A 14,966-nucleotide genomic window follows, 5' to 3' on the forward strand; every position below is an offset into this window, starting at 1 on the left:
ATCGAGGGACTTGAAGTCCCTCGATGGGCCATTCACGGACTTCGGTCAGTCGAGGGGGCGGGCGCCGAGGTGGTCCGAGATCAGCTTGCGGGCGAGCTCGTCCGGGTCCTGGTCCGGCGGCGGTGGGGGCGGCGGCGGCGCGGGGCTCGCGTCCTCGTTGTAGAGGTCTTCGTCGTCCTCGTCGGAGGGTTCCGGGGGCAGCGGGATGTCCGGCTCGGACGTCGCCACCCGCGGACGGGCCGGTGCGGCGGCGGGCGCCGGCGCGGGCCGGGCGGGCGCCGCGATGGGCGCTGCGGCGGGCGCGGCGGGGGCAGCCGGGGCCGCGGACTGCCGGGTGAACGACCGTTCCGGCGCGGGCGCGGCCTGCTGCGCCCGCGCGGCGGGCGCGGCCGAGGCGTTGCCGTGGACGCAGCGGACCTGCCAGTCGCCACCCACGACGTCCGCCAGCGCGCCGGCGATCTTGCGGGCGTTGTCCTGGTCGGACAGGCGGCGGGCCAGGGGTTCGGACTTGTGGGTGAGGGTGAGGGAGTTCCCCTCGACGGTCGCGACGGTGGCCTGCGTGAGCATCGCCTCGAGGCTCCGGCCGCCGGTGAACTTGCGCAGGGCGGTCATGAGCTGCGGCCAGACGTTCCGGATCGCGGCGGCGTCCAGGCTCCCGGACGCAGCGGTCGCCGGGGGCGCCGGGCTTGTCGCGGGCGCCGGAGCGGGGCTGCCGGTTTCCGGCGCGCCGGTGCTTGCCGCGGCCGGGGCGGGCGTGCCGCCACCCGGGGTGCGCGTGGTGCCCCAGCCGCCGTCCTCGGACTGAGGTGCCGAGCTACCGGCTGCAGCCGGCGCGCGAGTGCCCGACCCATCGGCGGGCCGGCCTGCCGATGTGCCAGACCCCGGGGCCGAGGCACCGGCGCCCGCAGGGGTAGCGGTGCGCGGGGTTCCCCAGCCGTCCGCGGACTGGCCGACCGGAGCGCCGGCAACCGCTGCCGCGCGAGTGCCAGAGCCGTCGTCGGACCCCGAGGCTGGAGCAGCCGCAGGTCGTGCAGCCGGCTCGGCCCTCGGCGGCTCCGGGTCTGCCTCCGACCCGGCCGAAGCCGGGCGCTGCGAAGGACGTGAGAACCGGTCCGACGCCGCCCGCACCGGGGGCTCCACCCCACCCTCGGCAGGCGCGCCACCGCCGCCGGCCAGCGTCGCGCGGCGTTCCAGGCGCTCGATCCGGGCCAGCAGCGCGTTCTCCGCCTCCGTCACCGACGGCAGCAGCATCCGCGCGCACAGCAGCTCGAGCACCAGCCGGGGCGACGTCGCCCCACGCATCTCCAGAAGTCCATTGTGGACGATGTCCGCGTACCGCGAGAGCGTCGCCAGGCCGATCCGCTCCGCCTGCGCGACCATCCGCGACAGCTCTTCCTCCGGCGCGGACACCAGCCCGCCCGCGGAGTCCGGCACCGCGCGCAGCAGCACCAGGTCGCGCAGCCGGTCGAGCAGGTCCGTCGCGAACCGGCGCGGGTCGTGCCCGGCCTCCGTGACCCTCTCGACCGTGCCGAACACCGTGGCGGCGTCCTCGGTCGAGAGCGCGTCCACCATGTCGTCGATCAGCGCGACGTCCGTGACGCCCAGCAGCGCCACCGCGCGCGGGTACGAAACGCCGTCCGGGCCCGCGCCGGCGAGCAGCTGGTCGAGCACCGACTGCGTGTCGCGCGCCGAACCGCCGCCGGCCCGGATGACCAGCGGGTACACCGCGGGCTCGACCTCGACGCCCTCGGCCGCGACGTTGCTCTCCAGGAGCGTGCGCATCGCACCCGGCGGGATCAGCCGGAACGGGTAGTGGTGCGTCCGCGAGCGGATGGTGGTCAGCACCTTGTCCGGCTCGGTGGTCGCGAAGATGAAGATGACGTGCTCGGGCGGCTCTTCCACGATCTTCAGCAGGGCGTTGAAGCCCTGCGTGGTGACCATGTGCGCCTCGTCGATGATGAACACGCGGTAGCGCGACTCCGCCGGCGCGTAGAACGCCTTGTCCCGCAGCTCGCGAGCGTCGTCGACACCACCGTGGCTGGCGGCGTCGAGCTCCGTGACGTCGACGCTGCCCGACCCCTCGGGGGCGAGCGCCTTGCACGAGTTGCACTCGCCGCACGGGTCCGGTGTCGGTCCCTTCACGCAGTTCAGCGAGCGCGCCATGATGCGCGCGCTCGACGTCTTGCCGCAGCCGCGAGGGCCGGAGAAGAGGTAGGCATGGTTGATGCGCCCGGCGGACAACGCCGTGCGGAGGGGTTCGGTCACATGCTCCTGACCGACTACCTCGGCGAACGTCGCCGGACGGTACTTGCGGTACAGCGCTAGAGCCACGCCCGTGAATCTACCGCGACGCGAAGCGTCTCCGTTGAGGGCGGTGGCGGGGGCATGGATGGAGTACCGGCAGGGTCCGACAACTAGGCTCGCCGGTCGTGGCGCGTGCGCGAAAGCCTGGTCCGGTGGCCGGGCGGTACCCGGTCAGGTTCGGGACGGCGGAGCTCGTCCGCGACGCCGACCGCGGCAACGCCTGGCTGGTGTCGGTGGACGGGGTCGCCCAGTCGTACGTCGACCTCGACGACCCGGCCAACCTGGAGTTCGACTACGTCCGCCGCTTCGGCGACGTCGTGGACCAGCTGCGGCCGGGCCCGCTGGAGGCGCTGCACATCGGCGGGGCGGCGTGCACGCTGCCGCGCTACGTCGCGGCGTCGCGCCCGGGGTCGCGGCAGCTGGTGTTCGACGCCGACGGCGAGCTGGTCGAGCTGGTCCGCGCCCAGCTGGGGCTGCGGGTGCCGGGCCTGCGCGTCCGGGTGACGGACGGCCGCGAAGGCCTGGCGACCAGACGCGAGGACACGGCGGACCTGGCGGTGGTCGACGCGTTCGAGCGAGCGACCCTGGCCGGCGGCCTGGCCACCTTGGAGGCGACCCAGGCGATCTCGACGATCCTCCGCCCGGAGGGGACCTACCTGGCCAACATCACGGACGGCGCGGGACTCCCGTTCGCCCGCCGCTTCCTGGCGACGCTGCGCGAGGTGTTCCCGCAGGTCCTGCTGCTGGCGGACCCGGCGGTGCTGAAGGGCCGCCGGTTCGGCAACCTGGTGTTCGCGGCCTCGGCTTCGGACCTCCCCACAGCGGAGATCGCCCAGCGAACGGCGTCGGCGGCCTTCCCGGCGAGGTGCGTCCACGGCGCGGAGCTGCGAAAGCTGGCGGGAAGGGCGACCCCGATCACGGACGAAGACCGGCCCCCGTCGCCCCAGCCCCCGGAAGACGTGCTGGGCCTGTTCTAGGGCCAAAAAAAGGGGACCCCGCGCACCCGTCAGAGCCTGCTTATCCTTGCTGCCTTCCGGCCCTGGGGAGGTTCACAGGGTGGACGCCGCGCGGGGTCCGAGGTCAAGTGTAGCGGTCCCGGATCAAGCCCCCGCGCCCGCCTGGGCGCGGGCCTTCTTGAACGTGTTGTGCAGGACCGCCAGCAGCGCGTCCCGCACCGAAAGCCGCTGCCGCGCGTCGAACGTGATCAGGGGGACGTCCTCGCTCACCGCCAGTGCCCAGCGGATGTCCTCCAGGTTGTGGCCCAACGACCCGTCGAACATGTTCACCGCCACCACGAACGGCAGGCCCGCGTTCTCGAAGTAGTCGACCGCCGGGTAGCAGTCGTCCATGCGGCGGGTGTCCACGATCACCAGCGCACCCAGGGCGCCGTGGACCAGGTCCTGCCACATGAAGCCGAAGCGGTCCTGGCCGGGCGTGCCGAACAGGTACAGCTTCACCTCTTCGTCGATCGTGATGCAGCCGAAGTCCAGGGCGACCGTCGTCGTGGTCTTGCCGGGGACGTGGCCCGTGCGGTCCACCGAAGCAGCCACCGACGTGATCGCCGCCTCCGTCGTCAGCGGCTTGATCTCCGAGATGGACGACACCGCCGTCGTCTTGCCCACGCCGAAGCCGCCCGCGATGACGATCTTGACCGGCGCCGGCGGGCGGGCCGCCGGTTCAGTGAATGGCTTCGAGTCCACGAATGACCCTTTCGATCATGCCGAGGTCTTGCGACGTGTGGTTCGCCGGCCGCCGGACGACGACGTAGCCCTGCTCGGCGAGGTCGGCCACCAGCACCCGGGCGACGCCGATGTGCAGGCCGAGCATGGCGGCCACCTCGGCGACCGACACGGTGCTGCGGCAGAGCGAGACGATCTCCTGCCGCTCGAACGTGAGCTTCGGGTGCGACGCCGCCCCGAGGCGGGACGTCATGACCTGCGCCTCGATCTCGAGGCTCTGGTCGACCGGCTGGGCGCGTCCCGAGGTCATCAGGTACGGCCGCAGCAGGGAGGTGTCCGGTTCTTCGGTCATCACGCACCTACGGTGTTCTTGAGCTCCTCGATCAGGCCCGGCGTCAGGACTTCGGTGGCGCGGTTGGCGAACATGGCCATCTCGTAGGCGATCGTGCCCAGGCTGGCCTGCTTGTTGGCCAGGACGCCCAGCGAGCAGCCGATGCTGATGGTGCAGACCAGCAGGTACCCGTGCTCCAGCTCGATGATCACCTTGTCGGGCGCGCCGAGCGGGTGGCTTTCGGAGACGCCGTGGGCGAGGCCGAGCATGGCGGAGGAGATCGCGGCGAGGCGGTCGGCGTTGGAGCGCTCGAGCTCCGAGGACACCGCGATCAGCAAGCCGTCGGCGGAGACCGCGATGGCGGCGATCGCGCCCGCGGTGTGCTGCGCGAAGCGGCTCACCAGCCAGTTGAAGTTCTGGGCTTCGACGCTGACACCTGCTGCGGGGATGCTCATTTCCTGCTCTCTTCTCGTGCGTCCATTCCAAGATGTTCCGCCACCCGGCCGGCGGTCACGCCTCCCGGCGAACTTTCCGCCGTCACCACGTCCGCCTTGGCGAGGCCGGCGGCGAACGAGTCGAACGCCGCTCGCTCGGCCGCCGGGTCCCGCTTGCCGCGGTCCACGACGGCCCGGGCGGCCGGCCTGCCCGCGGCGACCTGCTGACGCAGGCCGGGGGCGAGCTGGGCACCGGGGACCCGGCGGACCAGGCCGTCCCGGGACTGGGGCGCGGCCGGGAGCGACACGGGTGCCGTGACGACGGTCGGCGCGGACACCGGGGCTTCGGCGGCCATCGCCGAGCCCCCGGGCACGCGGACCGGCAGCGACGCGCCGTCGCCCGCCGTCGCGGAGACCTCGGCGGCCCGGGCGAAGGCGTCCTGGAACCCGTCCATCGCGGCCTTGGTCGCCTCCGGGTCGTGCCGCGGTCCGGGCTCCGGCAGCACCGGCGCCGTGGTGCCCGGGCTCGGCAGCTGGGCACCGCGGACGCGCCGCTTGAGCCCACTCCGGCTCTCCGGCTCCCGGACGTCCGGCTCGGTGTCCGGCCACACCGGTTCCCGCTGGTTGAACCAGAGGAAGCCGTTGCGGGACCCGAGGAGCGCCGGGATCGCCGGCGCCGGCAGCTCGACCGGGCGCCAAGTGTCCGAAATGGACCCAGTGGACACAGTGGACGCGGCGGCCGCGACGGCGACGGCTTCCGCGGGACGCGCCTCGGGCACGGCCTGAACCGGGATCACCGGTTTCACGCGCACCTCGGCGCGGTGGCTGAACAGCGACGGCGGGATCGTCAGCCGCGCGGTCACGCCGCCGGTGGTCGGCGTCGCGAGCAGCTCGACGCCCAGGTCGTGGCGCCGCGCCAGGCGGCCGACCACGAACAGGCCGAGCACACTCGTCGGCGCCAGCTCCAGCCGTTCGCGCTCGACGAGCCGCTGGTTCTCCTCGGCCACCTTCTGCGCGGTCATGCCGATGCCGTGGTCGACGATGCTCACCAGGCAGGAGCCGTCGGCGAGGAACATCGTGTCGACCTCGACCATCGAGCCCGGCGGCGAGAACGACGTCGCGTTTTCCAGCAGCTCCGCGAACACGAGCACCAGGTCGGCGCCCAGGGCCGAGGACAGCAGGATCTCCGCGACGACCCCGAGCTTGACGCGCTGGTAGTCCTCGATCTCGGCGAGCGCGGAGCGCAGGGCCGTGGACAGCTCGATCGGGCCGGCGATGCGCGTCTCGTCGCGGGTGCCGGACACCACGAGCAAGTTGTCGGCGTTGCGGCGCAGGCGGGTGGAGAGGTGGTCGAGCCGGTAGAGGCTGGCCAGCAGCCGCGTGTCCTGCTCGTTGCGCTCGACCTCGTCGATCAGCGCGAGCTGGCGGCCGACGAGGTTCTGCGTGCGCTTGGCGACGTTCGCGAACATCAGGCTGGTGTTGCGCCGGGTCAGCGCCTGCCGCTCGACCAGCTCGGCCGCGGTCGTCTGGACCCGGTTGAACGCCGCGGCCAGCTCGCCCAGCTCGTCACTCGAAACCACGTCGATCGTGGCCAGCCGCGGGACCTGCTCCTCGGCTTCCTCGGTGTCGGTCACGCGGACGAGCTCGGTGCCGGCGAGGTCGGCGACCGACGTCGCCGCCGTGGTCAGCCGCCGCAGCGGCAAGGCGATCGAGCGCGACACCGCGACGGCGAGGAAGGCGACCAGCAGGAACAGCAGGCCCGCGCCGACGCCGACCAGCCACGCCAGCCGCGTGCCGGCGTCCGCGCGGCCGGTCGCCGCGTCGGCGATCTCGCCGGTGACCCGCTCCTGGACCAGCTTCCGTTGTCCCGCTTGACTTTCCGACGCGGTGAGGACGTCGGTGACGTACTGCGTGGTGCCGGCCGCGTCGCGCGGGTTGCCGACCTGGGAGGCGAGGTCGTCGATCCGGCGGCCCGCGTCGCTCTGCTCGACGTTGACGACCAGGGCGGACTGGTCGCGGTCGGTGTCGTCGTCGGCCTGCTGGACGAACCGGTCGGTGAAGATCGGCGCCTGCTGGGTCGCGTCGTCCAGGATGGACCGGCCGGCCTCGGGCGACACCGCCGTCACGATCAACGCCATGCCGCGCAACGAGTTCTCCTCGTTCGCGCGCAGCAGCGCCTCCAGCGCGGTCAGCTCCCGCGTGCCCTCGGCGTCGCTGGTGAGCTGCGGGACGAGCCGCAGTGAATCGATTACCGCGCCGATCACCGCGTGGTAGGTGCGGGCGACGCTGTCGAGCGCGACGCCACGACGTTCGGCGTTCTGCCGCAGCTCGTTCAGCGAACCGATCCGGGTCAGGGCCGCGGAAAGCTCGTCCGGCGCGTCGGCACCCAGCGACGACCGCACGTCCTCGACCGCCGCGTTCACCGTCTTCTGCTGCCGCAGCATCTGGTCGGCGGACATCGACGGCGTCGCGACGTACGCGCCGGTGAGCAGCCGTTCGCGCTGCAGCTGCCAGACCAGGCCGCCGAGCTGCTGGGTGTGCCGCGCCACCGTCGCCGACTGCGTCGCGGCCACGGCGCTGCTCGCCTGGGTCAGCACGAACGGCACCGACACCAGCACCACCGCGACCAGCGGGGGCAGCAGCAGCAGGTTCAGCTTGCCGCGAATGCCGAGCCGGGCCAGGATTCCCCCGCCGCCGGCCCGGTCCGCGGTCGACCTGCCGTGCCTCATCCCCACACCTTCCCGTCTTCCGTTCTCACCCGTCCGCGGCCACCCGGCCGACGTGGCCGCGGTGCTGCTCCCGGACGAGGTCCTCGATCCGGGCGCGCAGCGCGAGGAACGCCGGCTCGCGCTTCACCGCCAGGTCCCGCTCGGCGGGCAGCGTCACCTCGACGTCGGCGGCGATCCGGCCCGGGTCGGAGGCGAGCACCACCACCCGGCCGCCCAGGAACACCGCTTCCTCGACGTCGTGCGTGACCATCAGCACCGTGGTGCCGGTGTCGGCCCAGACCTGGCGGATGAGCACCTGCATGTCCTCTTTGGTCTGGACGTCCAAGGCGCCGAAGGGTTCGTCCAGCAGCAGGACGTCCGGTTCACAGGCGAGCGCCCGCGCGATCGCGACGCGCTGCTTCTGGCCGCCCGAAAGCTGTTTCGGCAGCGACTTGCGCACGGCGTGGAGCCCGGTCTCGGCGAGGTACCAGTCCACGCGCTTGGCGCGCTCGGCCGCGTCGACCGGCAGCAGCTCGAGTCCGAACGCGACGTTCTTCTCGACGCTGCGCCACGGGTAAAGCGCGCCGGCCTGGAACACCAGCCCGCGATCCGGGCCGGGGCCCGTCACCGGGACGCCGTCGAGCAGGATCTCGCCTTCGGTCGGGCCGCTGAGCCCCGCCACCAGCGACAGCAGCGTCGACTTGCCCGAGCCGCTCGCGCCGACGACGCAGACGAACTCGCCGCGCAGCACCTCGAGGTCGACGCCGTCGAGCGCGCGCGTCACCTTGCCGCGCACGGTGTAGTCCTTCGCGACGTTCCGCAGTTCCAGCGTCATGCCGCCCACTTCCCGACCCGCGTGCGCAGCGTGCGCAGGAGGACGTCGATGACCAGACCGGCGACCCCGATGACCACGAGCACGGCGAAGATCGTGTCCGTCCGCAGGAACCGTTGCGCCAGCACGATCCGGTGGCCGAGGCCCGCCTGCGAGTTGATCAATTCGGCGACGACCACGAAGTTCCACGCCGCGGCGGCGTTGACACGGATCGCGTCGATCATGCCCGGCAGCGAGTGCGGCACGACGATCTTGCGCAGCACCTCACCCCGGCGCGCGCCGAGGGTGTAGGAGACGTCGAGGAGCTCGCCCGGCACACCGCGGACGACGTCGGCGGTCATCAGCGTGTTGAAGAAGACCGTCCCGATGAAGAGCATGGCGATCTTCGACGGCTCGCCGATGCCGAGCCAGATGATCAGCAGCGGGATGAAGGCGCTCGCCGGCAGGTAGCGCAGCAGCCCGATCAGCGGCTCGAAGAACGCCTGCCCCGCGGTGAAGCTCCCCATCAGGATGCCGAGCGGCACCGACACGAGCACGGCGAGGCCGAAGCCTTCGAGCACCCGCTGGGTCGTCGCCCAGAGGTCGTCGAAGAGCTCGCCGGTGCTCGCCATGTCGATCCCGGCCCTGACCACCGCGGCCGGGGACGGCAGGAACGTCGGGACGACGACCCCGCTGACGCTCAGCACGACCCACGCCAGGAGCGGGATCGCGAACGACAGCACCGCCAGCCTCCAGCGCGCCGGCGCGGAAATGGGCGTACGCAAGGAAAACAGCGGCGACGCGGCTTTCGGCGCGGTCCGGCGAGGCAGGGGCGCCCAGGCCGGGCGGCCGGACTCCTGCCGTTCGGCGAGCTGCCGAGTCGGACCGGTCACTGCGGCGTGGCCTTCACGAACTGGTCGTCGAACAGCCCGTCGAGCGACGGCCGTTGCTGCGCGAGCCCGGTGCCGACGATGAAGTCGACGATCTTGTTCGCCTGGAAGTCGAGGTGCTGCGCGGTGACCCCCGGCGTGAACGCGTCGAGGTTCTGCTGGCGCGTGAAGATCGTGGTGCCGGCGTCGTAGGTCTGGTAGTCCGCGTCGGAGACACCGCCGCGCTTGGCCATGATCCCGACCGCCGCGGCCTTGTTGTTCTTGATCCAGGTGAGCGTCTCGAACCACGTGTTGACCAGCGCCTGGACGTCCTTCGGGTGATCCTTGACGAGCTTCTGCGACGTGACGAGGTGGTCCGGGATGGCGCCGGGGAACTCCGCCGACGTCGAGATCGCGCGGCTGCCCGGGCGCTCGAGGGCCTTCGAGGTGAAGGGCGCGAACGCACCCACCGCGTCGACCTGGCCGCCGACGAACGCGGCCGCGGCGGCGTCGGTCGGGAGGTTGACCAGCTCGATGTCCTTTTCGGTCAGTTTCGCTTCCTGCAGCGCGAGCAGCAGCAGGTAGTGGTCGACCGTGCCCTGCTCGACCGCGACCTTCTTGCCCTTGAGGTCGGCGATGGCGTTGATCCCGTCCCGCGCGATGATCTTGTCGTTGCCGGTGGAGTTGTCGTTCACCAGCACGATCGACAGCTTGGCGCCGCCGGACGCCGAGGAAAGCGTGTCGTTGAGGGTCTGGCTGTTCGCGTCGATGGCCCCGCTGGAGAGCGCGTTGATGCTGTCGGTGTAGTTGTCGAAGTACTTCAGGTCGACGTTCACGCCGTTCTTCGCGAACAGGCCCTGTTCCTGCGCCACCTGCCACGGGAACCAGCCCGGCCACGCGCTGAACCCGAGGGTGATCTTGTCGCCGCCGCCGCTCGCGGAACTGTCGCTGCAGCCCGAAAGGGCGGTGACCCCGGCGAGGGTCAGCAAGGTCAGGAGCACCGTCAGCAGACGGGGGCGGGAACGGGAAATCACAACGAACTCCCAGCTGCGGGGGAAGTGGAGTGGTGCCGTACCTGAGGAAAAGCGGTGCTCAGGACCACGGACCGGCGGAGAGCCTAGCGACTAGCACAAGATCTCCACAACGCCCCGGCAATGCAGCCGAACGAGTGACCCCCGGCCGGGCGGACCAGCGATATCAGGCCGCTTCCAGATCGAGTTTCCCGCGTTTCTGTCGGCCGCCCGGCCAAGATCGCGGCCACGGGCACGTGCGATTGCACGGACTGTAGTCCCTCGTCGTCACCTCACGCCGTGATCATCACCGAGCGCTATTTCCGGGAACCGAACAATCGTTCGCAATGCGCCGGTCATCGAGACGGAGATCGAACAGGTGTACGCCTCCACCGATATCGCACCGGCCCCGGATCGGCGAATCATTCCTCGACTGTTAACACGCCTGAAACAATCGGTCGAATTTCGATCAATTGACAGATTTTGTCAGGTCGTAAATCGTCGTGCCACCGACGGTCACCGGCGTGAAGTTCTGCTCGACCCACGTCTGGATTTCACCCGAGGTGCCGCGGCCGCCACCGAAACCGCCGCGCCCGCCGGCCACGAAGTAGTGGATGTCGCCGGCCGCGACGTACTGCTGGAACCGCGCGAGCGTCGGCGCCGGGTCGCTGCCGCTGAAGCCACCGATCGCGAGCACCGGCCGTCCGCTCGACAGCGCCAGCCCCGCCGACTGCATCACGCCGCTCTGCGCCGCGGCCCACTTCGTCGTGGTGTTCTTCAGCAGGTCGATCACGGCGGCGTCGGTCTGGCCCTCCCCGAAGCCGCCGCGGGCGCCGAACCCGCGTCCACTCGCGACGGACGGGCCGGACGACGGCGTGCCACCGGAGTGCGCGGTCGCCGCCGTGGCCAGGGTGAAGGACGCCGTCCCGAGCAGCGCGCCGCACAGGCCGAGCGTGGCCACCGCGGGGCCGGAGCGCCGGAGCCGGTCGGCGCCGAAGAGCAGCGCCAGCACGGCGGCGGCGCTGAGCACGAGCAGCGCGTAGCGGATCCACGGCTGCCAGTCCGGCGTCCGCGCGAGGAGCACGAAGCCCCAGACCGCGGTGACGGCGAGCATGACGGCCAGCACCGTGCGGGCCGCGAAGTTCGCGCGGCCGCGCCACAGCTCACGGGCGGAGATCGCCAGCGTGCCGGCGATCCCCGGCGCCAGCGCGACCGTGTAGTACGGGTGGATGATGCCGCTCATGTAGCTGAACACGAGCGTCGTGACGACCAGCCAGCCGCCCCACAGCAGCAGCGCCGCACGGGTCCGGTCGGTGCGGGGCGCGCGGCGGGTGAACCACAGCCCCGCGACCAGGCCGAGCAGCGCGGCGGGCAGCAGCCACGACGCTTCCCCGCCGAACTCGCCGCTGAACAACCGCGTCAGGCCGGTTTCGCCGCCGAAGCCGCCGCCGAAGCCGCGGACGCCGGCTCCGACCGGCGGTGTGGACGTCCCGCCGCCCCGGCCTTCCCCGAAGATCCTTCCCAGACCGTTGTAGCCGAAAGCCAGCTCCAGCACGGTGTTGTCGGTCGAGCCGCTGATGTAGGGCCGGTCCGCCACCGGCCAGAGCGCGACGACCGCGATCCACCAGCCCGCGGAGACGACCACCGCGCCGGCCGCGGCGACCAGCTGGCCGATCCGGCGTCCGAGCGAGGTCGGCGCCGCGACGGCGTACGCCAGCACGAACGCGGGCAGGACGAGGAACGCCTGCAGCATCTTGTCGAGGAAGCCGAACCCGGCCGCGACCCCGGCGAGCACCAGCCACTTCGTGCTCGCGTGCTCCAGCGCGCGCACGACGCAGTACGCGCCGGCGACGAGCAGCAGCACGAGGAAGGCGTCGGGGTTGTCGTAGCGGAACATGAGCGCGGCGACCGGCGTCAGCGCGAGCCCGGCCCCGGCGAGCAGCCCGGCGCCCGGGCCGGAAAGCCGTCGCACGGCGAGGTAGAGCAGGCCCACCGAGCCGACGCCGGCGAGGGCGTTCGGCACGAGCAGGCTCCAGCTCGAGAAACCGAAGAGCCGGCCGGACAGCCCCATGACCCACAGCGAGAACGGCGGCTTGTCGACGGTGACGACGTTGCCCGGGTCGAGCGAACCGAAGAACAGCGCCTTCCAGCTCCACGTGCCGGCCTGGGCGGCCATCGCGTAGAAGTCGTTGGCCCAGCCGGTTTTCGCCAGGTCCCACAGGTAGAGCAGCCCGGTGCCGGCCAGCAGGGCGGCCACGGAGGGCTTGACCCACCGCGGTTTCCGGGCGGCCTCGGGCGCGGGCTGGGCGTGTTCGGGCGCCGACAGCGTGGTCGTCATGGTTCCGACCGTGTCGGCGCCGCATGTGGTGAACTTGTGCCGAAGCTGTGCGTGCGCTGTGCATCCGGCTCGATCGGGTGACCGCTAGGGAGCGGGCGCCGCCGCGAAGGTCATCTCGAACTCCGTGCGCCCCGGCCTGCTCTGCACTCGGACCCGGCCGTCGTGCGCCCCGACCACCGCGGCCACGATCGCCAGCCCCAGCCCGGTGCTCCCGGCCGCCCGTGAACGTGAGTTGTCGCCTCGGGCGAAGCGCTCGAAGACGTCCGGGAGGACGTCCGGCGGGATGCCCGGGCCGTCGTCCGCCACGCGGAGCCGGACTACTCCGTCCGAAGTGGACAGTGTCGTCGTCACCGTCGTGCCCGCCGGGGTGTGCGTGCGCGCGTTGGCCAGCACGTTGATCACCACCTGGTGCAGCTGGCCCGCGTCGCCGAGGACGCCGATCGGCTCGCCCGGGACGTCCATCAGCCACTTGTGGCCCGGGCCCGCGACGTGCGCGTCCGCGACAGCGTCGGCCACCAGCCGGCACAGGTCCACCCATTCGTGGACCACCGGACGGCCGGAGTCGAGGCGCGCGAGCAGCAGCAGGTCCTCCACCAGTGTTGTCATCCGGCGCGACTCGGACTCGACGCGGCTCATCGCGAACGCGACGTCCGGCGGCACCTCCTCGCCGCCGCGGCGGGTCAGCTCCGCGTACCCGCGGATCGCCGCCAGCGGCGTGCGCAATTCGTGACTCGCGTCCGCGACGAACTGGCGGACGCGGTTCTCGCTCGCGTGCCGCGCGGTCAGCGCGTTCGCGACGTGCTGCAGCATCCGGTTCAGCGCCGAACCGACCTTGCCGACCTCGGTGGTCGGGTCGGTGTCGGCCTCCGGGACCCGTTCCGACAGCGCGACTTCGCCGCGATCCAACGGCAGCTCGGAGACGCGCGTCGCGGTCGCGGCCAGCCGGTCGAGCGGTTTCATCGTGCGCCGGATCGTCGCCGCGCCGACCGCGCCGGCCACGAGGATCCCGGCGAGCGCGACACCGCCGAGGATGAACCCCAGCCGCCAGAGCGTTTCGTTGACGTCCTTCAGCGGCAGGCCGATGACGGTCTTGTCGCCGTTGGGCGACGTCGTCGAGACGACGCGGTAGTCGCCGAGGGTGCCACTGAGGACGATGCTGTGCGGCTTTCCGTCGGACGGCAGTGCCAGCAGCGCCAGCACCTGGTCCTTGTCGAGCTGCCGGTACGGCGCCCGCCGCTTGGTCGGCGAGCCCACGCTGGAGTCGAGCACGGCCCCGGTGCCCCGCGAACCGACCTGGACGGCGGCGAGCGTGCCTTCGCCCTGGCCCAGCGCCCGCAGCGGATCCGGCGGTGGCGCCTCACCGTACGTCCAGGGCGGCGGCCGGTCACCGCCGTGCGAGCGTTCGCTGGCCGCGGCCAGCCGCTTGTCCTGCTGGCCGACGAGGAACTCGCTCAGCGCGAACTCCGTGACGACACCGACGACCAGGCACACCAGCGCCAGCAGCGCGGCGAGCTGGACGATCAGCCGCCGCCGCAGCGACCACGGCCGGTGCATCCGGAACCGCCGCCGCTCAGCCCGCTGGCTTGAGGACATACCCGGCGCCCCGCATGGTGTGGATCATCGGCTCGCGGTCGGCGTCGATCTTCTTGCGCAGGTAGGAGATGTAGAGCTCCACGATGTTGGCCTGACCGCCGAAGTCGTAGCTCCACACGCGGTCCAGGATCTGGGCCTTCGACAGCACGCGCTTGGGGTTGCGCATGAGGTAGCGCAGCAGCTCGAACTCGGTCGCGGTCAGCGGCACGAGGTCGCCGCCGCGGTGCACCTCGCGGCTGTCCTCGTCGAGGGTGAGGTCGCCGACGACGAGCGTCGACCCGCTCGCGCCGGTCACCCCGCCCGCCCGGCGCAGCAGTGCGCGCAGGCGCAGCGCGACCTCTTCGAGGCTGAAGGGCTTGGTGACGTAGTCGTCGCCGCCCGCGGTGAGCCCGGCGATGCGGTCCTCGACCGCGTCCTTCGCCGTCAGGAAGAGCACCGGCAGGTTCGCCGCCTCGGACCGCATCCGGCGCAGCACCTCGAGACCGCTGAAATCGGGGAGCATGACGTCGAGGACGACGGCGTCCGGGCGGAAGTCGCGCGCGATCCGGACGGCTTCCGTGCCGTCACCCGCGCTGCGCACCTCCCAGCCCTCCATGCGCAGGGCCATCGACACGAGCTCGGCCAGCGTCGCCTCGTCGTCGACGACGAGGACCCGCACCGGGCTCCCGTCGGCGCGGCGCAGGTCGGCCTTGCCGGGGCCGGGTGACGTGGCGTTCATAGCGGTCATAGTGCCATCTTCTCGGCGGCTCATCGGTGCTCACTGTGACCTCGCTGTGCGTTTCCTGTGAGAGTCCTTCGTCCGGGTAAGGGAGCCACAGCGCGTGCTGACGCCCCGCACAGCTCAAACACAGCCTCGGCGGTGAACCTGGCCTGGACCAGTGTGGGTACC

Annotated in this window: 12 protein-coding genes and 1 other RNA gene; 1 reads left to right on the forward strand and 12 read right to left on the reverse strand. The window is 71.9% G+C overall.

Features of this window, described 5'->3' with window-relative positions; all coding sequences use genetic code 11:
- Positions 1-45: 45 nt before the first annotated feature.
- Entirely contained in the window at positions 46-2,331 is a 2,286-nt protein-coding gene (locus tag AB0M59_RS07365; RefSeq protein ID WP_364610174.1) for a DNA polymerase III subunit gamma and tau, read from the reverse strand.
- A 125-nt stretch (positions 2,332-2,456) separates the two neighbouring features.
- Between AB0M59_RS07365 and AB0M59_RS07370 the strand changes: the two genes are divergently transcribed.
- Positions 2,457-3,281, forward strand: coding sequence for a fused MFS/spermidine synthase (locus AB0M59_RS07370; protein ID WP_364610719.1), 825 nt, complete (start codon positions 2,457-2,459; stop codon positions 3,279-3,281).
- Positions 3,282-3,288: 7 nt separating this feature from the next.
- On the opposite strand, the gene ffs is transcribed toward AB0M59_RS07370, so the two are convergent.
- The 11 genes from ffs to AB0M59_RS07425 all read right to left on the reverse strand — a co-directional run bounded on the left by ffs (position 3,289) and on the right by AB0M59_RS07425 (position 14,804).
- Positions 3,289-3,383: signal recognition particle sRNA small type (gene ffs / locus AB0M59_RS07375), an RNA gene on the reverse strand.
- Positions 3,384-3,404: 21 nt separating this feature from the next.
- On the reverse strand, positions 3,405-4,004 hold the full coding sequence (locus tag AB0M59_RS07380; protein ID WP_364610177.1) for an ATP/GTP-binding protein: 600 nt from the start codon (positions 4,002-4,004) through the stop codon (positions 3,405-3,407).
- A complete protein-coding gene (locus AB0M59_RS07385) occupies positions 3,982-4,335 on the reverse strand; it encodes a DUF742 domain-containing protein (RefSeq protein ID WP_364610180.1) in 354 nt (117 codons plus the stop codon). The genes AB0M59_RS07380 and AB0M59_RS07385 overlap by 23 nt, the downstream gene beginning before the upstream one ends.
- Positions 4,335-4,769 (reverse strand): roadblock/LC7 domain-containing protein, encoded by a 435-nt coding sequence (locus AB0M59_RS07390; protein ID WP_364610183.1) that lies wholly within the window; start codon positions 4,767-4,769, stop codon positions 4,335-4,337. The genes AB0M59_RS07385 and AB0M59_RS07390 overlap by 1 nt, the downstream gene beginning before the upstream one ends.
- Positions 4,766-7,477, reverse strand: a complete 2,712-nt coding sequence (locus AB0M59_RS07395) for a nitrate- and nitrite sensing domain-containing protein (protein WP_364610186.1) — start codon at positions 7,475-7,477, stop codon at positions 4,766-4,768. The genes AB0M59_RS07390 and AB0M59_RS07395 overlap by 4 nt, the downstream gene beginning before the upstream one ends.
- A gap of 25 nt (positions 7,478-7,502) precedes the next feature.
- Positions 7,503-8,291, reverse strand: a complete 789-nt coding sequence (locus AB0M59_RS07400) for an ABC transporter ATP-binding protein (RefSeq protein WP_364610189.1) — start codon at positions 8,289-8,291, stop codon at positions 7,503-7,505.
- Positions 8,288-9,160, reverse strand: a complete 873-nt coding sequence (locus AB0M59_RS07405) for an ABC transporter permease (protein ID WP_364610192.1) — start codon at positions 9,158-9,160, stop codon at positions 8,288-8,290. Before AB0M59_RS07405 ends, AB0M59_RS07400 begins: the two co-directional genes overlap by 4 nt.
- Positions 9,157-10,170, reverse strand: coding sequence for an ABC transporter substrate-binding protein (locus AB0M59_RS07410; protein ID WP_364610195.1), 1,014 nt, complete (start codon positions 10,168-10,170; stop codon positions 9,157-9,159). Before AB0M59_RS07410 ends, AB0M59_RS07405 begins: the two co-directional genes overlap by 4 nt.
- 445 nt (positions 10,171-10,615) lie before the next feature.
- Positions 10,616-12,484: a glycosyltransferase family 39 protein gene (locus AB0M59_RS07415; protein ID WP_364610198.1), complete on the reverse strand. Its 1,869-nt coding sequence runs from the start codon at positions 12,482-12,484 to the stop codon at positions 10,616-10,618.
- Between the two features lie 84 nt (positions 12,485-12,568).
- The gene (locus AB0M59_RS07420; RefSeq protein ID WP_364610201.1) at positions 12,569-14,077 is read right to left on the reverse strand and encodes a HAMP domain-containing sensor histidine kinase; all 1,509 of its coding nucleotides are present in this window, start codon (positions 14,075-14,077) and stop codon (positions 12,569-12,571) included.
- A complete protein-coding gene (locus AB0M59_RS07425; RefSeq protein ID WP_364378811.1) occupies positions 14,055-14,804 on the reverse strand; it encodes a response regulator transcription factor in 750 nt (249 codons plus the stop codon). Before AB0M59_RS07425 ends, AB0M59_RS07420 begins: the two co-directional genes overlap by 23 nt.
- Between the last annotated feature and the right edge of the window lie 162 nt (positions 14,805-14,966).

Source organism: Amycolatopsis sp. NPDC051371 (assembly GCF_040682155.1).
Classification (GTDB): domain Bacteria; phylum Actinomycetota; class Actinomycetes; order Mycobacteriales; family Pseudonocardiaceae; genus Amycolatopsis.

Bases quoted from the DNA above. Each gene is read 5' to 3' on its own strand.
- AB0M59_RS07385 (WP_364610180.1), bottom strand. From the start codon at position 4,335: ATGACCGAAGAACCGGACACCTCCCTGCTGCGGCCGTACCTGATGACC.
- AB0M59_RS07390 (WP_364610183.1), bottom strand. From the start codon at position 4,769: ATGAGCATCCCCGCAGCAGGTGTCAGCGTCGAAGCCCAGAACTTCAAC.
- AB0M59_RS07395 (WP_364610186.1), bottom strand. From the start codon at position 7,477: ATGAGGCACGGCAGGTCGACCGCGGACCGGGCCGGCGGCGGGGGAATC.
- AB0M59_RS07400 (WP_364610189.1), bottom strand. From the start codon at position 8,291: ATGACGCTGGAACTGCGGAACGTCGCGAAGGACTACACCGTGCGCGGC.
- AB0M59_RS07415 (WP_364610198.1), bottom strand. From the start codon at position 12,484: ATGACGACCACGCTGTCGGCGCCCGAACACGCCCAGCCCGCGCCCGAG.
- AB0M59_RS07420 (WP_364610201.1), bottom strand. From the start codon at position 14,077: ATGTCCTCAAGCCAGCGGGCTGAGCGGCGGCGGTTCCGGATGCACCGG.
- AB0M59_RS07425 (WP_364378811.1), bottom strand. From the start codon at position 14,804: ATGACCGCTATGAACGCCACGTCACCCGGCCCCGGCAAGGCCGACCTG.